This window comes from Streptomyces sp. NBC_01197 (assembly GCF_036010505.1).
Classification (GTDB): domain Bacteria; phylum Actinomycetota; class Actinomycetes; order Streptomycetales; family Streptomycetaceae; genus Streptomyces.
Map to the genome: position 1 here is coordinate 3017407 of NZ_CP108569.1, position 17718 is coordinate 3035124.

General features: G+C 70.2%; 15 protein-coding genes. 5 read left to right on the forward strand and 10 right to left on the reverse strand.

Annotation, left to right across the window (positions count from 1 at the left end):
• Window positions 1–172: 172 nt before the first annotated feature.
• From OG452_RS13665 to OG452_RS13710, 10 genes are read right to left on the reverse strand one after another with little or no spacing between them, the layout of a single operon-like run.
• Window positions 173–1687 (reverse strand): NADH-quinone oxidoreductase subunit N, encoded by a 1515-nt coding sequence (locus OG452_RS13665; protein ID WP_327295882.1) that lies wholly within the window; start codon window positions 1685–1687, stop codon window positions 173–175.
• Window positions 1684–3432 carry a complex I subunit 4 family protein gene (locus OG452_RS13670; protein WP_327299615.1) on the reverse strand — a complete coding sequence of 583 codons (1749 nt, stop codon included), beginning with the start codon at window positions 3430–3432 and terminating at the stop codon, window positions 1684–1686. The genes OG452_RS13665 and OG452_RS13670 overlap by 4 nt, the downstream gene beginning before the upstream one ends.
• A gap of 27 nt (window positions 3433–3459) precedes the next feature.
• Window positions 3460–5460: an NADH-quinone oxidoreductase subunit 5 family protein gene (locus tag OG452_RS13675; RefSeq protein WP_327295883.1), complete on the reverse strand. Its 2001-nt coding sequence runs from the start codon at window positions 5458–5460 to the stop codon at window positions 3460–3462.
• The gene (nuoK, locus tag OG452_RS13680) at window positions 5457–5888 is read right to left on the reverse strand and encodes an NADH-quinone oxidoreductase subunit NuoK (RefSeq protein WP_327295884.1); all 432 of its coding nucleotides are present in this window, start codon (window positions 5886–5888) and stop codon (window positions 5457–5459) included. Before nuoK ends, OG452_RS13675 begins: the two co-directional genes overlap by 4 nt.
• Window positions 5888–6526, reverse strand: a complete 639-nt coding sequence (locus tag OG452_RS13685) for an NADH-quinone oxidoreductase subunit J family protein (protein WP_327295885.1) — start codon at window positions 6524–6526, stop codon at window positions 5888–5890. Before OG452_RS13685 ends, nuoK begins: the two co-directional genes overlap by 1 nt.
• Window positions 6523–7074 carry a NuoI/complex I 23 kDa subunit family protein gene (locus tag OG452_RS13690; RefSeq protein WP_327295886.1) on the reverse strand — a complete coding sequence of 184 codons (552 nt, stop codon included), beginning with the start codon at window positions 7072–7074 and terminating at the stop codon, window positions 6523–6525. The genes OG452_RS13685 and OG452_RS13690 overlap by 4 nt, the downstream gene beginning before the upstream one ends.
• Window positions 7074–8042, reverse strand: a complete 969-nt coding sequence (locus OG452_RS13695) for a complex I subunit 1/NuoH family protein (RefSeq protein ID WP_327295887.1) — start codon at window positions 8040–8042, stop codon at window positions 7074–7076. The genes OG452_RS13690 and OG452_RS13695 overlap by 1 nt, the downstream gene beginning before the upstream one ends.
• A complete protein-coding gene (locus tag OG452_RS13700; RefSeq protein ID WP_327295888.1) occupies window positions 8039–9244 on the reverse strand; it encodes an NADH-quinone oxidoreductase subunit C in 1206 nt (401 codons plus the stop codon). Before OG452_RS13700 ends, OG452_RS13695 begins: the two co-directional genes overlap by 4 nt.
• The gene (locus tag OG452_RS13705; protein ID WP_327295889.1) at window positions 9241–9891 is read right to left on the reverse strand and encodes an NADH-quinone oxidoreductase subunit B; all 651 of its coding nucleotides are present in this window, start codon (window positions 9889–9891) and stop codon (window positions 9241–9243) included. Before OG452_RS13705 ends, OG452_RS13700 begins: the two co-directional genes overlap by 4 nt.
• Window positions 9882–10376, reverse strand: a complete 495-nt coding sequence (locus OG452_RS13710) for an NADH-quinone oxidoreductase subunit A (RefSeq protein ID WP_405562301.1) — start codon at window positions 10374–10376, stop codon at window positions 9882–9884. The genes OG452_RS13705 and OG452_RS13710 overlap by 10 nt, the downstream gene beginning before the upstream one ends.
• 224 nt (window positions 10377–10600) lie before the next feature.
• On the opposite strand from OG452_RS13710, the gene OG452_RS13715 reads away from it, so the two are divergent.
• From OG452_RS13715 to OG452_RS13735, 5 genes are all read left to right on the forward strand, one after another.
• On the forward strand, window positions 10601–11770 hold the full coding sequence (locus OG452_RS13715; RefSeq protein WP_327295890.1) for a sensor histidine kinase: 1170 nt from the start codon (window positions 10601–10603) through the stop codon (window positions 11768–11770).
• A gap of 340 nt (window positions 11771–12110) precedes the next feature.
• The gene (locus OG452_RS13720; protein WP_327295891.1) at window positions 12111–13445 is read left to right on the forward strand and encodes a sensor histidine kinase; all 1335 of its coding nucleotides are present in this window, start codon (window positions 12111–12113) and stop codon (window positions 13443–13445) included.
• 235 nt (window positions 13446–13680) lie between these two features.
• The gene (locus tag OG452_RS13725; protein ID WP_327295892.1) at window positions 13681–14340 is read left to right on the forward strand and encodes a response regulator transcription factor; all 660 of its coding nucleotides are present in this window, start codon (window positions 13681–13683) and stop codon (window positions 14338–14340) included.
• Between the two features lie 283 nt (window positions 14341–14623).
• Entirely contained in the window at window positions 14624–16633 is a 2010-nt protein-coding gene (locus OG452_RS13730; RefSeq protein WP_327295893.1) for a 2-oxoacid:acceptor oxidoreductase subunit alpha, read from the forward strand.
• Window positions 16626–17687, forward strand: a complete 1062-nt coding sequence (locus OG452_RS13735) for a 2-oxoacid:ferredoxin oxidoreductase subunit beta (RefSeq protein ID WP_327295894.1) — start codon at window positions 16626–16628, stop codon at window positions 17685–17687. Before OG452_RS13730 ends, OG452_RS13735 begins: the two co-directional genes overlap by 8 nt.
• Window positions 17688–17718 lie beyond the last annotated feature (31 nt).

Here is a 17718-nt window from a genome sequence, read left to right on the forward strand (position 1 = left end):
TGGTTGCTCCTTGATTCGGTGGTCTCGGTGGCTTCGGTGACTGCGGAAGCCCGGCGCGCCGCTCTCCGGTGCGCCCCTCGGTGCCGCTCTCCCGCGTCGTACTGCCTCTGCCCCGGGGCGTGCGCCGGAGCGCCGTTCGTGGTGTGAGCCCGGCGGAAGACCGTAGCAAAACTCAGAAGAGGCTGCCGGACGCGAAGTGCAGGACCAGCTGGGGGGCTACCGAGAGTACGGCCCCGGCGGCGGCCGCGAGAGCGACGGTGAGGGTGAGCGGCACGGGGACACGCAGGCCGGGGGCGGTGTCGCCGGTCGCGGAACCGGTCGGAACCGCGGCGACCGGGGGTGTGCGGAACAGCACAGCGGTCCAGCGGAGGTAGTAGTACAGGGCGATGGCCACGTTGACGGCCATGACGGCGGCGAGCCAGCCGAGGCCCGCGTCGACCGCGCTCTGGAAGACGGTGACCTTGGCGAAGAGGCCGATGATCCCGGGGGGAAGCCCGGCCAGGCAGAGCAGGAAGAAGGCGAGCGCCAGGGCGGTGAAGGGCCGCGTGGCGTAGAGGCCGTGGTAGTCGCTCAGGCGTCTGCCGGGGCGGGAGCGGGCGACGAGGGCCACGGTGGCGAAAGCGCCGAGGTTCACGACGGCGTACATGAGGGCGTACGCCACGGTGGAGCCGGTCTCGCGGTCCGAGGTGTATCCGGCGGCGGCGATCGGTACCAGGAGGTACCCCGCCTGGCCGATGGAGGACCAGGCGAGGAGCCGGACGGCGCTGTGGGCTCGGGTGGCCTGCTGGCGCAGGGCGGCGGCGTTGCCGACGGTCATGGTGAGGGCCGCCAGGACGGCGATGGCCGGGCCCCAGATGTCGGCGTACCCGGGGAAGGCGACGACGGTCACGAGGATGAGCCCGGAGAAGCCGACGGCCTTCCCGATGACGGAGAGGTAGGCGGCGATGGGCAGGGGTGCGCCGACGTAGGTGTCGGGGGCCCAGAAGTGGAAGGGCGCGACGGCCGTCTTGAAGGCGAAGCCGACCAGGGTGAGGACGACTCCGGCCTCGGCGAGGGTGTCGAGCTGCGGGGCGGCCTGGGCGGTGGCGATGCGGGTGAGGTACAGGGTGCCGGTGGCCGCGTAGACGAAGCTGACGCCGAGCAGGGTGACTGCGGTCGCGGTGACCGAGGACAGGAAGAACTTGAGGGCTGCTTCGGAGGAGAGGCGGTCGCCGCGCTTGAGGCCGACAAGGGCGAAGGCGGGCAGCGAGGCCACTTCGAGGGCGACGACGAGGGTGGCGAGGTCCCGCGACGCCGGCAGCAGCGCGGCTCCGGAGGCGGAGGCGAGCAGCAGGAACCAGAATTCGCCGGCCGGGAGGCGGTCGCCGCCGGTCTCGCTCATCGAGAGCAGTGCGGTGAGCAGGGCGCCGCCGAGTACGAGCAGCTGGATGGCGAGGGTGAAGTGGTCGGCGGTGTAGCTGCAGGCTCCGTGACCGGTGGTGAGGCAGAAGGTGGAGCGGTTGCCGTGGCGCAGAGGCAGGAGCATGAGGACGGCGGCGGCGAGTCCGGCGACCGCGGTCCAGCCGAGGAGCGGCTTGCGGTGGTCGGGGACGAAGAGGTCGGCGACAAGGATGATCAGCGCGGTCACGGCGACGATGACGGGCGGGGCGATCGCCAGCCAGTCGACGGACTGGACGAGGGAGGTCATGCCTTGCCTCCTGCGAGGAGCTTCTGCACGGCCGGGTCGGAGAGGCCGAGGAGGGCCGCGGGCCACAGGCCGGCGAGGACGGTGAGGGCGACGAGCGGGCTCCAGGTGGCGAGCTCGTAGCCCTGGAGGTCCTGGATGTCACGGACGTCCTGAGCGTCTTGAATATCCCGGATGCCCTGCGTCTCGTGGCCCTCGGCGTGCCGGCGGCTGCCGCCGGTCGCGGGGGCGGCGGGCTCGGCGGGGGCGGGCTGTGCTTCCCGTGCCCCGGGGTCTTCGTGTGCTTCTGATGCGCGGGGTGCTTCTGGTGCTTCTGATGCGTGGGGTGCTTCTGGTGCTTCGTGGGTGAGCTGCGGTGCGCTTCCCATGCAGACGCGGCGTACGACGAGGAGGAGGTACGCGGCGGTGAGCAGGGTGCCGAGGGCCGCGAGCGACATGAAGGTGAGGAAGGCGGGGCGGCTGAGCCCCCTCGCCGGATCGAAGGCGCCGAACATGGCGAGCATCTCGCCCCAGAACCCGGCGAGTCCCGGCAGTCCGAGCGAGGCGACGGCGGCGAAGGCGACGAGGCCGCCGAGCCGGGGCGCCCGGCCGTAGAGGGCGGCGCCGGCGGCTCCGGCGAGCGTGTCGAGGTCGGCGGTGCCGTACCGGTCCTTGAGGGCGCCGACGAGGAAGAAGAGCAGCCCGGTGATGAGGCCGTGGGCGATGTTGGCGAAGAGCGCGCCGTTGACACCGGTGGGGGTCATCGACGCGATACCGAGGAGTACGAAGCCCATGTGTCCGACGGAGGAGTAGGCGATGAGCCGCTTGAGGTCGCCCTTGTTGCCTCGTCGGGCGAGCGAGAGGCAGGCGAGCGATCCGTACACGATGCCGACGACGGCGAACGCGGCGAGGTAGGGGGCGAAGGTGTGCATGCCTTCGGGCGCGATGGGCAGGGCGATGCGGACGAATCCGTAGGTGCCCATCTTGAGCATGACTCCGGCGAGGAGGACCGAGCCGGCGGTCGGCGCCGCGGTGTGGGCGTCGGGGAGCCAGCTGTGCAGCGGCCACATCGGGGTCTTCACGGCGAGGCCGATGGCGATGGCGAGGACCGCGACGACCTGGGTGGTGTGGGTGAGGTCGCGGCCGTTGTCAGTGGCGAGTGCCACCATGTCGAGTGTGCCGCTTTTCACGCCGATGAGGAGGATGCCGAGCAGCATGACGACGGAGCCGAGCACGGTGTAGAGGATGAACTTCCAGGCGGCGGCGGCGCGTTCGGCGCCGCCCCAGCGGGCGATGAGGAAGTACATCGGGATGAGGACCATCTCGAAGGCCAGGAAGAAGAGCACCAGGTCGAGGACGGCGAAGGTGGCGAGCGTCCCCGATTCGAGGAGGAGGACGAGAGCGACGAACGCCTTGGGGGACGGGCCCGCGGGGGGCTTGAAGCAGGAGTAGAGCGCGCAGAGGAAGGTCAGCAGCGCGGTCAGTACGAGAAGGGGGAGCGAGATGCCGTCTGTACCCAGATGGATCCGGACGTGGAGCGCCGGGATCCAGCTGATGTCGGTGGTGGCCTGCATCTTCGACGGGTGGTCGCGGTCGAAGCCGAGCGCGAGGACGACCGCGGCGATGAGCACGGCGCCGGTGACGACCACACCGTGGCGGAGCACGGCCTGCTGGGGTGTCCTGCCCCTCAGTCCGGGCGGTGCGGGCAGAAGCGCCGCGACGGCGCCGATGGCCGGTGCGGCGACGATGAACGCCAGAAGGAACTGCATCACGGATGCGCTGATATCGATCACGGCTCACGATCCGGCGTAGGCGTTGGCAAGGGCGACGGCGGCGATCACCAGGACGACGGATCCGGCGAGCAGGGCGCTGAGGTAGGTCTGCAGGTTGCCGGTCTGGGCCCGGCGGAAGGCGGCCCCCAGCCAGCGGGGTACCGCGCTCGCACCGCGTACGTAGGTGTCGATGACCTCGCGGTCCAGGAAGCGGACCAGTTGGGCCGCGGCGAGTACGGGGCGTACGAAGGCCCCGGTGTAGAGGGCGTCGAGGTGGAAGCCGGTCGCCGCGTGGCGGTGGAGCGGGCCGAGGAGCAGTCTGCCGGGGTCGAGGGGGTCGGGGGCCGAGGCGATGCTGCCGTAGACGGAGCGGTGCGTGGCGATGGCCTCGGCTTCGACGGTTCCGGGGTCGGCCTCCGGGTGGGCGGTAATGGCGCCGATCGGGGGCTGTTGGGCCATGGCCGTGGTGTGGCGCCAGGTGCCGTAGGTGACGAGGCCGCCGACGAGGGCGACGCCGGTTCCGAGAACGGAGGTGGTGAGGGTCGGGGCGAGGCTCTGGCCGTCGAACCAGCCGCTGAGGCGGCCGGCGGTGAGGCCGAAGCCGATGGTGGGGATGGCGAGGAGCCAGAGCACAGCGTTCATGGCGAGGGGCTGCTTGCCCTGGTCGGGGGCTTCGCTGCCCTTGCCTCGGAAGGCGAGGAGCCAGAGCCGGGTGGCGTAGGCGGCGGTCAGCAGGGCGGTGACGAGTCCTGCGATCAGCACGGTCCAGCCGGCGCCAGCGGGGGCGATGGCGCTCTCGCCGAGCGCGGTGTTCTCGGCGGCGCCGAGGACGGACTCCTTGGAGAAGAATCCGGCGAAGGGCGGGATGGCGGCGAGTGCGAGCAGGGCGATGGTCATCGTCCAGAAGGCGTCGGGGATGCGCTTGGGCAGACTGTCCATACGGCTCATGGCGGCCAGGGAGTTGGTGCCCGCGGCGTGGATGACAACGCCGGCGCCGAGGAAGAGAAGTGCCTTGAACGCGCCGTGCGAGAGGAGGTGGAAGACGGCGGCGCCGCGGTCGCCGACGGCCAGGGCGCCCGCCATATAGCCGAGTTGCCCGATGGTCGAGTAGGCGAGGACGCGTTTGATGTCGTCCTGGGCGAGGGCGGCGAGCGCCGATCCGATCATGGTGATCGCGGACATGACGGCGAGGACGGTCATGGCGGCCGTGGATACCGCGAACACGGGCAGCAGCCTGGCGACGAAGTAGATACCGGCGGCGACCATGGTGGCCGCATGGATCAGGGCCGAGACGGGGGTGGGGCCCGCCATGGCGTCGGGCAGCCAGGTGTGCAGCGGGAACTGCGCGGACTTCCCGGCGACGCCGGCGAGCAGCAGCAGGGCGATCAGTGTGGGGTGGTGGAGGCCACCGTCGGAGACGGTCCGCAGGATGCCGGTGATGCGGAACGTTCCGGCGTCGGTGGCGAGCGCGAACAGGCCGATCAGGAAGGGGACATCACCGAGTTTGGTGACCAGGAAGGCTTTGAGTGAGGCGGAGCGGGCTTCGGCGGTCTCCCAGTAGTGGCCGACGAGGAAGTACGAGCAGATGCCCATGACTTCCCAGCCGACGAGCAGCACCATCAGGTCGCCCGAGTAGACGACGAGCAGCATCGCGGAGGTGAAGAGCGAGACGATCGCGGCGTACGAGGGGTAGCGCGGGTCGTCGCGAAGATAGGCGGTCGAGTAGATCTGCACGCATCCGGCGACGGTCACGACCAGGACGGCGACGAGGGCGGCGAAGCCGTCGACGTGCAGGGACAGGTCGATGGGTACGGAGCCGGTGGGGGTGAACCGGGTGGCCGTGTCGATGGCCTGGCCGCCGCCCTGCCGGACGGCCACGGTGATCGCGAGTGCGGCTGCGGCGAGCGTCGGGAGGATGGCCAGCGGGCGGACGAATCCGGGCGCGACACGGCCGGACAGGAGTCCCGCCACGGCTCCCAGGAAAGGGAGGAGGGGAACGAGGACGGCGAGGGTCGTCGTGGTCACGGGGCAGCCTCTGCCTTCTCCTCGCGGTCTTCAGGTCCGTCGGGGTCGTGGGGGCGGTGAGGTCCTTCGTGGTCGTCCGGGCCATCGGGGCCTTGCGGCTCTTCCGGGTCGTCCGGGTCCGGTGATTCGGCGGTGTCGCGGAGCTTGTCGATGTCCGTCGTACCCCGGTTCCGGTGGACCGCCAGGACGATCGCGAGGCCGATGCCGATCTCGGCGGCGGCGATGGCGATCGTGAAGAGGGTGAGCGCCTGCCCGGAGTGGAGCTTGTCGCGCAGCCAGACGTCGAAGGCGACGAGGTTGAGGTTGACGGCGTTGAGCATCAGCTCGACGGACATCAGGATCAAGATGACGTTGCGGCGGGCGAGGACTCCGTACAGCCCGGTGCAGAAGAGGAGGGCTGCGAGCACGGCGGGATAGACGAGATGCATCAGCGCTGCTCCCTGCTGTTCTCGGCTGCGCTGCTCCCGGTTGCGCTGCTGCGGGTTGCTCCGCTGTCTTTCCCGGCTGCGCTGTTCTTCCGGGACAGGACGATCGCACCGACCAGGGCGGCGAGGAGGAGCACGGAGAGCGCTTCGAAGGGCAGGACCCAGTTGCGGAAGAGGGACTCGCCGGAGGCCTTGGTGGAGCCCTGGACCGGTCCGTGGAGGTTGATCCAGGTCGTACGGAACGCGTCGACGACCACCCAGACGAGTGAGGCGGCCGCCGCGCCGGCCACCGCGAGCGCCACCCAGCGGTTCTCCGAATCGGCGTCCGGGGAACGGCCGATGGGGGCCTTGGTGAGCATCAGTCCGAAGAGCAGGAGGACGACGACGGAGCCGACGTAGATCAGAACCTGCACCCAGGCGATGAACTCGGCTGTCAGCAGCAGGTATTCGACGGCGAGACCGCCGAGCGCCACGATAAGCCAGAGCGCAGCATGCACCAGCTGCCGGGTCGTGACGGTGAGGACCGCCGCGCCGAAGGTGGCGATGCCGACGAGGACGAACGCGATCTCGACGCCCGACGGGGACAGGAACCCGGGGTGGGCTGCGGCTGCGACGGCGACCGCGTCTGCTGCGCGACTCACGCCTCCCCCTCCTGCCCGGCCTGTTGGGCGGCTTCGAGTTTGTCCGCCGCCTTGCGTGCGGCGGCGATCTCCTTGGGCTCTTCGGCCGCCGGGTCGAGCGCGGGGGGCGCCGGCACGGTCCACATCCAGTCGCGGAGTTTGTCGCGCTCGTGAGTGAGTTCGTGGATGTCCGTCTCGGCGTACTCGAACTCCGGGGACCAGAACAGCGCGTCGAAAGGGCACACCTCGATGCAGATACCGCAGTACATGCAGAGCGCGAAGTCGATCGCGAAACGGTCGAGGACGTTGCGGCTCCGCTCGCGTCCGCCCGGCGCGGCCGCCGGGAGCGTCTCCTTGTGGGAGTCGATGTAGATGCACCAGTCGGGGCACTCGCGGGCGCAGAGCATGCAGACGGTGCAGTTCTCCTCGAACAGCCCGATGACGCCGCGGGAGCGGGGCGGGAGTTCGGGCTGGACGTCCGGGTACTGCGCGGTGACCGTCTTCTTCGTCATCGTGCGGAGCGTCACGGCCAGGCCCTTGGCCAGACCGGAACCGGGAACGGGAGGCATCAGCCGATCGCCACCTTCACAATGCCGGTGAGCGCGATCTGCGCGAGAGCCAGCGGGATGAGTACGGTCCAGGCCAGCTTCTGGAGCTGGTCCTCCCGGAGCCGCGGATAGGTCACACGGAGCCAGATCACGCCGAAGGCCAGGACGGCCGTCTTGAGGAGCATCCAGACCCAGCCGAGCCCGTCGCTGCCCCAGGGGCCGTGCCAGCCGCCGAGGAAGAGCACCGCGGTGAGACCGCAGAGGATGACGATGCCCGCGTACTCGGAGAGCAGGAAGAGCGCGAAGCGCAGCCCCGTGTACTCGGTGTAGGCGCCGAAGATGATCTCCGAGTCGGCGACGGGCATGTCGAAGGGCGGACGCTGGAGTTCGGCCAGCCCCGCCGTGAAGAAGACCAGGCCGCCGACGATCTGCCACGGGATCCACCACCAGGCGAACGCGTCCAGGATGCCGGGCAGGGAGACCGTTCCGGCCGCCATCGCGACGGAGGCAGCGGCGAGCAGCATCGGCAGTTCGTACGCGAGGAGCTGCGCGGCGGTGCGGATTCCGCCGAGGAGCGAGAACTTGTTGGCCGACGCCCAGCCCGCCATGAGCGAGCCGAGAACACCGACGCCCATGACGGCAAGTACGAAGAAGATCCCCGCGTCGACGACCTGGCCGACCGCGCCTTCGCCCGGTCCGACCGGAATGACCAGCAGGACAAGCAGGTACGGGAGCAGGGCGACGGCGGGGGCGAGTTGGAAGATCCGCCGGTCGGCATCCGCCGGGACGACGTCTTCCTTCTGCGCGAACTTCACCCCGTCCGCGACGAGCTGGGCCCAGCCGTGGAATCCGCCCGCGTACATGGGGCCGAGACGGCCCTGCATATGGGCCATGACCTTGTGCTCGGCCTGGCCCACGAGCAGCGGGAGGACGAGGAAGGCGACAAAGACGACGACCAGCCGGATGGCGACGTCGAGTACGTCGTTCACGCGGTATCGCCTCCGGCGGGGGTGTCGGGGTGGGGTTCGGTTTCGGGTCGGCGCCCGGGACCGGTTTCGGACTCGGGCGCGGTTTCGGGCTGGGACTCGGGCTCGGGCTCGGGTGCGGTTTCAGGCTGGGGCTCGGGCTCGGGCTCGGGCGCGCGCTCAGGTGCCTTGTCGTCGGTGGGCCCGTCCTCCGTGGGCGGATCCTGCTGCGGCTCGAAGGCCGGGCGGGCGTTGCGCCACGGCGCGTCGTCGCTGCCCGCCGGGGGTGTGGTCTCCGCCGCCCGCTGGGATGTGGACCCCTCGGACACACTCCGGCTCCGCCGCGGACCGGCCGGTCTGCGCCCGGCGGGCGTCCTCCCAGCAGGAGCTCCCGGAGACGAAGCCGGGGCCTCCGCGCTCGCCGGTGCCGTTCCCTCAGCGGGGGCCGTTCCCTCAGCCGGGGCCTGGGCCTGGGCAGCCGAGGCCTGGCCCCGGGTCCGGGGGGTCTCCTCCTCCCCCGCCGTGGCCGGTGACTGGCTTGTGGAGCCCTCGTTCACACTGCGGGCGCGCCGGGCCGGGCGGTCGCCCGCCGCGCGTGCGGCGCGTGCCGGGCGGGCCGGGGCCGGGGGGAGCTGGCCCTTCTGCGGGCCCCACTCGTTCGGGTCGGGGACGCCGGGCGGCAGCATCTGGCGGCGCTTCGCACCCCCGGCCCCCGCTCCGTGACCGGCCGTGGACTCTCCCGGCTCCTTCGCGCCCGGCCATGCCTTCACGACGCGGGCCGCGAGGACGAAGTCCTTGCGCAGCGGGTGGCCTTCGAAGCCCTCGGGCAGCAGGAGCGGCACCAGGTGCGGATGGTCGGTGAAGGCGACGCCGAACATCTCGTGCGTCTCGCGTTCGTGCCAGCTCGCGCCCGCGTAGATCCCGACGGCGGACGGCAGGACCGGTGCGGTGTGCGGGACCGTGGTGCGTACGAGCAGGCGGCGCACCGTACGGCCTTCGAGTGCCACGACGTGGGCGCAGACCCGGAAGCCGGTGTCCGGTTCGTCGACGGCGGACAGCCAGTCGAAGTACGTGCAGCCGAGCCGGTCCCTGGCCGTCTCCAGGGCGCCGAGCCAGGAGGCGGCCGGTATGTCGACGGTGAGCAGGTCGTAGCTGTGCCCGGCGGTGGCTTCCTCGCCGAAGAGTTCGGTGACGGCTTCGGGGAGCCGGTCGTACGGGTGCGTCACTGGCCTGCCCCCGGTGCCGGCGGCGGGGCGATGAGGCCGCTGGTCAACTGGGCGGTGGAGGGCGCGGAGTAGCGCTCGCCCAGCGACTCCCTGGCGATCTTCTCCTGGAGCTTCAGGATGCCCTGGAGGAGCGCCTCGGGGCGGGGCGGGCAGCCGGGTACGTACACGTCGACGGGGATGATCTGGTCGACGCCCTTGGTCACGGAGTACGAGTCCCAGTACGGGCCACCGCAGTTGGAGCAGGCGCCGAAGGAGATGACGTACTTCGGTTCGGGCATCTGCTCGTACAGCCGCTTGACCGCGGGGGCCATCTTGTCCGTCACCGTGCCGGAGACGATCATCAGGTCGGCCTGGCGTGGCCCCGGAGCGAACGGGATCACGCCGAGCCGGATGAAGTCGTGCCGGGCCATGGAGGCCGCGATGAACTCGATGGCACAGCAGGCGAGACCGAAGTTGAAGACCCACAGGCTGTAGCGGCGGCCCCAGTTGAGGACCACCTTCATGGGTTCGGGGGCCAGCCGGGAGAGCACTCCGAGCCGCTGCGGGCGGGCGGCTTCGGGCAGTTGGCCGGCCTGCGGGTGGCCGGCCGGTGACTGGCTTTCCGGCAGCTGCGGGTCCGGCAGATCGACGGGGTTCGTCACGTCCATTCGAGGACGCCCTTCTTCCATGCGTAGAGCAGTCCCACGGCCAGGAAACCGAGGAAGATGAACATCTCCACCAGCGTCGCCGCCCCGTATCCGTCGGCCGCGAAGACCGTCGCCCACGGGAAGAGGAAGATCGAGTCCACCGCGAAGATCACGTAGAGGAAGCCGTAGACGTAGTAGCGGACCTGGGTGTGCGCCCACCCTTCGCCGACGGGGTCGACGCCGCACTCGTACGTCAGCAGCTTCTCGGGGGTCGGCACCACGGGCCGCAGCAGCCGTCCGGCACCGAAGGCCACGGCGACGAAGAGCACGCCGACGACCGCGATGACACCGACGACCGAGTACATGTGGAAGTACTCCGAGTAGCCCGAGTGGCCCGAGCTCTCAGCGCGAGCCGCGTAATCCGCGTGGCCCGTCTGGCCCGCGTGGCCCGTCTGGCTCGCGGCGAGAACCGCTCGGCCCGCCGCGGCAACGGTCGGTCCCGGCACGTCCGGCCCTCGCTCCCTGCGCCCTTTTCGTCGCCTCGTCCGTCACATTCGCCACGTTCGACGATCCGTACGCACGGGAGTCTAGGCCCTGATAAACACTTGGTAAGCAGCCGGATCCGGCACAGCGTCCGGCACGGGGCCCGCCGCATGGTGGGGTTATCCCTACATTCATCCCACCCAGCCGCCCCATGGCATCCGCCCCGGGGGCCCGGCACTCTTGGCGCATGACCGCGATCAACTCCCGTCGGCTCGACTCCGACCGGCCACCGCCCGCGCGCTTCGCGTTCGACCGGTTCACCTGGAAGGAGATCGCCCATCTCCTGACGAACCTGCCGGCTGCGATCGTCGGCTTTGTTTACGTGCTGTTCATGATTGCCCTGGGCGGCGGCCTGGCGGTCACCGTGGTGGGCCTGCCGCTGCTCGCGCTCGGACTGCTCGGGGCGCGGCAGCTCGGCCGGGTGGAGCGGGCCCGTACGCGGGCGCTGCTGGGCGTCCGGGTGGAGGAGCCGAGCCCGCTGTTCGTCAAGCGCGGTGGCAGCTTCTTCACCAGGCTGTGGATGAGCCTCAAGGACCCGGTGGGCTGGCGGACGATGCTGTACGGATTCATCCGTCTGCCGTGGGGCGTGCTGACGTTCTCCCTGGTCCTGACCAGTCTGTTCGTGCTCTGGCCGGTGCTGCCGTTCATCGCGCGCGGTCTGGCCAACGCCGACCGGGCCATGGTCCGCGGGCTCCTCTCCCCCTCCGACGAGCTGGAGCGCCGGATCGCCGAGCTGGAGACGGACCGCGGGGTGGTCGTGGACACTGCCGCGGCGGATCTGCGCCGCATCGAACGGGATCTGCACGACGGGGCACAGGCCCGGCTGGTGGCGCTCGCCATGGGGCTCGGCCTGGCCAAGGAGAAGCTTTTGGAGGACCCGGACGCGGCGGCCGTGATGGTCGGCGAGGCGCACGGCGAGGTCAAACTGGCGCTGCAGGAGCTGCGTGACCTGGCCCGCGGTATCCACCCGGCCGTCCTGACCGACCGCGGGCTGGACGCGGCGCTCTCCTCGATCGCCTCGCGGTGCACGGCCCCGGTCCGGGTGCATGTCGATCTGGCGGAGCGGCCGGCCGAGGCGATCGAGGGCATCGCGTACTTCACGGTCTCGGAACTCCTGCAGAACGTCAGCAAGCACGCCCAGGCGCGCTCCGCTTCGGTGGAGGTGTGGCGCGCGGCCGACCGGCTGCTGATCCGGGTCGAGGACAACGGGCGCGGCGGGGCGCGGCTCGACGGCGGTACGGGCATGGCGGGGCTCGCCGACCGGCTGGGTGCGGTGGACGGCCTCTTCGTACTGGACTCACCGGCCGGCGGACCGACCACGGTGACGGCGGAGCTGCCCTGGCGCGACCGCGGCTGACGCGGGGACGGAGCGCCGCCGGACGGGGCACTGTCTGACCGGGCACTGTCCGACGGGGCATGGGCCGAGAAGGCGTGGCCCTGAGGGGCGGTGTCCGAAGGGGCGCGGCCTGAAGCGGTACGGCTTGACCGGGGCACTGTCTTCACCCCGGGGGTAGGGAAAACCCCCGGTCGAAGACGGTGCCCCTCCTCATGGTCGGCGGCGGTCCGGGGCGGGAGCATGGACACAGGCAGCCGGCCAATCACCGACGCCGGCACAGATACCAACACCAACACCGGCACAGACACCGGCTCCAACACCAACATCAACACCGAGAAGACGAAGAGAAACGGACACCGCCATGGCCACGGATCACGGCATCACCACCCGGGACCACCGCGTGCCAGCGGTGCTGCGTGCGCCGTTCGAGGGCCGTACCTGGCGTGAGTTCGGATATCTGCTGCTCTCACTGCCTATCAGCATCGTGCTCTTCACCGTCGGGATCACGATGTTCTCGCTGAGCGCGGGCCTGCTGGTGACCTTCGTCGGCATCCCGCTGCTCGCCGTGGGTCTGACCATGTGCCGGGGCTTCGGGGTGATGGAGCGGGCCAGGGCACGGGCGCTGCTCCGGGTCGACATCGCGGACCCCGCGCCGGTCCGGGGCAGGACCGGCGGCATGATGTCGTGGGCGGGCGCCGTCCTGAAGAGCGGGGCGTCCTGGCGGCACCTGCTGTACTCACTGGTGCACTTCCCGTGGGCGGTCTTCGCCTTCGTGGTGTCGGTGGTCCTGTGGACGTTCGCCTGGTCGATGCTGACGTACCCGCTGTGGCAGTGGGTCTTCCCGGCCTACACGAACACGAGCGGCATCCAGCTGTACGGCGACGCGACGCACAGCGTCTACCTCGACAGCCCCTTCGAGATCACCCTGACCGCCCTCAGCGGTCTGGCCTTCGTCCTCGCCACCCCCTGGGTGATCCGCGGACTGGCCGGGGTCGACCGGATGATGGTGCTCGGGCTGCTCGGCCCGTCGCGCCTGGACACCCGGGTCACCGAGCTGGAGTCGGACCGCGGGGTGGTCGTGGACACTGCCGCGGCGGATCTGCGCCGCATCGAACGGGATCTGCACGACGGGGCACAGGCCCGGCTGGTGGCGCTCGCCATGGACCTCGGTCTGGCGAAGGAGAAGCTGACGGCGGACCCGGAGGCGGCGGCCCGGATGGTCGACGAGGCGCACGGCGAGGTCAAGATAGCGCTGCAGGAGCTGCGCGATCTGGCCCGCGGTATCCACCCGGCCGTCCTGACCGACCGCGGGCTCGACGCGGCACTCTCCTCGGTCGCCTCGCGGTGCACGGTGCCGGTGCAGGTGGAGGTGGACCTGCCGGCCAGGCCGGCTGCGGCCATCGAGGGCATCGCGTACTTCACCGTCTCGGAGCTCCTCCAGAACATCAGCAAGCACTCCCGGGCCACCCGCGCGAGCGTGGACGTCTGGCGGGTGGACAACCGCATCATGCTCCAGGTGACCGACAACGGCCGGGGCGGCGCCGCCGGGCCCGGGGGTGACCTCGCCGCTGGTGCGGGTGGCGGCGGTCTGGCGGGGCTCGCGGAGCGGCTCGACGCGGTCGACGGGCTGCTGGTCGTGGACTCGCCGGCCGGAGGCCCGACGACCGTCACCGCCGAACTGCCCTGGCGCGACTGAACCCGCCTCTACGCGACTGACCCACCCGTGTTGAACGCACCCCTACTGAACGCACCGCGCCTGAACCCCTACGCGGCCGACCCGCTCCCCCGCTACCGCCGCGTCCGACAGCCCGCGACCCCGCCCCCGCCCGATAGTCCGAGCTCCCGCCCGTTCGGCCCCCGATGCTGGGATGCTGGTGTGCGCAGGCAGGAACTTTTACCAAGTGGGGGGCTTCAGCGTCGTGGAGGACAGAGTGCGAGTGGTCATCGCCGAGGATTCAGTGCTGCTGCGGGAGGGCCTGACCCGGTTGTTGACGGACCTCGGTCACGACGTCGTCGCCGGTGTCGGGGACGCGGAAGCACTGATCAAGACGGTCGGGGACCTGGCGGCGCAGGAGGCGCTGCCGGATGTGGTGGTCGCGGACGTACGGATGCCGCCCACCCACACCGACGAGGGGGTCCGGGCGGCCGTACGGCTCCGCAAGGAGTACCCGGGAATCGGGGTGCTGGTCCTGTCGCAGTACGTGGAGGAGCAGTACGCCACCGAGCTGCTGGCCGGATCGAGCCGGGGCGTCGGCTACCTGCTGAAGGACCGGGTCGCCGAGGTCCGGGAGTTCGTGGACGCCGTGGTGCGGGTGGCGCAGGGCGGGACGGCCCTCGACCCCGAGGTCGTGGCGCAGCTGCTGGGCCGCAGCCGCAAGCAGGACGTGCTGGCCGGGCTGACTCCGCGCGAGCGCGAGGTGCTGGGGCTGATGGCCGAGGGCCGTACGAACTCGGCGGTGGCGAGGCAGTTGGTGGTCAGCGACGGGGCGGTGGAGAAGCACGTCAGCAATATCTTCCTGAAGCTCGGGCTCTCCCCGAGTGACGGGGATCACCGTCGGGTGCTCGCCGTGCTGACCTATCTGAACTCGTAATTACCTGACACCCTGTCAGATAGCGAGGTCGGGGCCGTATCACGGGAGCGGCCCCGGGCAGGTCCTAGATCCAAAGGATGAGCACCCAGCGCAAGCGTCTGATGACACCGAAGGGCCGGAGGGGCGGTTCCAATGGCATTAAATCCGGGCAATTCGATGTCCCAAAAAGGCGTCCACCCTATGAGCCTTCCAGGGAAGGCCACCCTTACCGTCGTAGGGTGGGGTCCGGTGTGCCCGGGCAGCCGGGCGCATCCGAGCAGCCGCCCGAGGGAGGTCCAGTTCAGTGACCAGCCAGGTCAGTAGCCCAGCCGAGCAGGCCGACGGATCCGATGAGGCCGTTGTCGGGGAACAACGCGCCTTTCTGATCGACAGCGATGCCTCCGGCCTGATGGACAAACAGGGCAGCGCCGAAGAAGGCAGCGCCGAAGAGGGCAGCGGCGCCAAGGAGGTACGCCGGCTGAGCCGGGTGATCATCCGGTTCGCGGGGGATTCGGGTGACGGGATGCAGCTGACGGGAGACCGGTTCACTTCGGAGACCGCGTCCTTCGGGAACGACCTCTCGACGCTGCCGAACTTCCCCGCTGAGATCCGCGCGCCCGCAGGCACCCTGCCCGGGGTCTCCTCGTTCCAGTTGCACTTCGCCGACCACGACATCCTCACCCCCGGGGACGCGCCCAACGTCCTCGTAGCGATGAACCCCGCCGCGCTCAAGGCGAACATCGCCGACGTACCACGCGGTGCGGACATCATCGTGAACACCGACGAGTTCACGAAGCGGCCGATGGCGAAGGTCGGCTACCTGACCTCGCCCCTTGACGACGGGTCCCTGGAGGCCTACCAGGTCCACCCGGTGCCGCTGACGACGCTGACGATCGAGGCGCTCAAGGAGTTCGGGCTCTCCCGCAAGGAGGCCGAGCGCAGCAAGAACATGTTCGCGCTGGGGCTGCTGTCGTGGATGTACCACCGGCCCACCGAGAACACGGAGCAGTTCCTGCGGGCGAAGTTCGCGAAGAAGCCGCAGATCGCGGAGGCGAACGTCGCCGCGTTCCGGGCCGGCTGGAACTTCGGTGAGACGACGGAGGACTTCGCCGTCTCGTACGAGGTCGAGCCGGCCGCCACCGCGTTCCCGGCCGGGACCTACCGCAACATCAGCGGAAACCTGGCCCTGTCCTATGGGCTGGTCGCCGCGGGCCGGCAGGCGGACCTGCCCCTGTATCTCGGCTCGTACCCGATCACTCCGGCATCCGACATCCTGCACGAACTGTCCAAGCACAAGAACTTCGGCGTGCGGACCTTCCAGGCCGAGGACGAGATCGCCGCGATCGGCGCGGCCCTGGGCGCCTCCTTCGGCGGGTCCCTCGGGGTGACCACCACGTCGGGCCCCGGCGTGGCGCTCAAGTCCGAGACCATCGGGCTGGCCGTCTCACTGGAACTGCCCCTGCTGGTCATCGCGATCCAGCGCGGCGGCCCCTCCACCGGCCTGCCCACCAAGACCGAACAGGCCGACCTCCTGCAGGCCATGTTCGGCCGCAACGGCGAAGCTCCCGTCCCGGTCATCGCACCGAAAACCCCCGCGGACTGCTTCGACGCCGCTCTGGACGCCGCCCGGATCGCCGTGACGTACCGGACGCCGGTCTTCCTGCTCTCCGACGGCTACCTCGCCAACGGCTCCGAGCCCTGGCGCGTCCCCGAGGCCGGCGAACTGCCCGACCTGCGGGTGCAGTTCGCGACGGCGCCCAACCATCAGCTCGCCGACGGCACCGATGTGTTCTGGCCGTACCAGCGCGACGCGCAGACCCTGGCCCGCCCCTGGGCGGTGCCCGGCACACCCGGGCTCGAACACCGTATCGGCGGGATCGAGAAGCAGGACGGCACCGGGAACATCTCCTACGACCCCGCCAACCACGACTTCATGGTCCGCACCCGCCAGGCCAAGGTCGACGGCATCCAGATCCCGGACCTGCACGTCGACGACCCGGACGGGGCGCGCACCCTGGTCCTCGGCTGGGGTTCGACGTACGGGCCGATCACCGCGGCGGTACGCCGGCTGCGCACGGACGGCATCCCGATCGCGCAGACCCATCTGCGCCACGTCAACCCCTTCCCCGCCAACCTCGGCGAGATCCTGAAGGGTTACGAGAAAATCGTGATCCCGGAGATGAACCTCGGCCAGCTCGCCCTCCTCATCCGGGCGAAATACCTCGTGGACGCCGTCTCCTACAACCAGGTCAACGGCATGCCGTTCAAGGCGGAACAGCTCGCGACGGCACTCAAGGAGGCCATCGATGCCTGACACCAACGAACTCCTGAACCTGGTGCCCAAGGCCGAGGCGAAGCAGTCCATGAAGGACTTCAAGTCCGACCAGGAAGTCCGCTGGTGCCCGGGTTGCGGCGACTACGCCGTCCTCGCCGCCGTACAGGGCTTCATGCCCGAACTCGGCCTGGCCAAAGAGAACATCGTCTTCATTTCCGGCATCGGCTGCTCTTCCCGCTTCCCGTACTACATGAACACCTACGGGATGCACTCCATCCACGGCCGCGCGCCCGCGATCGCCACCGGCCTCGCCACCTCCCGCCGCGACCTGTCCGTCTGGGTCGTCACCGGCGACGGCGATGCCCTCTCCATCGGCGGCAACCACCTCATCCACGCCCTGCGCCGCAACGTCAACCTCAAGATCCTCCTCTTCAACAACCGGATCTATGGGCTGACCAAGGGCCAGTACTCGCCGACGTCCGAGGTCGGGAAGATCACCAAGTCGACGCCGATGGGCTCCCTCGACTCGCCGTTCAACCCGGTCTCGCTGGCCATCGGCGCCGAAGCGTCCTTCGTCGCACGCACAGTGGACTCCGACCGCAAACACCTCACGAGCGTGCTGCGCGCGGCGGCCGACCATCCCGGCACGGCGCTGGTCGAGATCTACCAGAACTGCAACATCTTCAACGACGGCGCCTTCGACGCCCTCAAGGACCGCGAACAGGCCCAAGAGGCCGTCATCCGCCTGGAACACGGGCAGCCCATCCGCTTCGGCCCCCCCGAAGCCCCCAAGGGCGTCATCCGCGACCACACCACCGGCGACCTCGAAGTCGTGGACGTCACCCCGGAGAACGAATCACGGATCCTGGTCCATGACGCGCACGCCACGTCGCCGACCACCGCCTTCGCCCTCTCCCGCCTCGCCGACCCCGACACCCTCCACCACACCCCCATCGGGGTGCTCCGCGACGTCCAACGGCCCGTGTACGACACCCTGATGAGCACCCAGCTCGAAACGGCCGTCGAACAGCACGGCAAGGGCGACCTCGCCGCCCTCCTCGCCGGCAAAGACACCTGGACCGTCGCAGGCTGAATGCGTGTTGAGTGCGGATGCGTACGGGCTG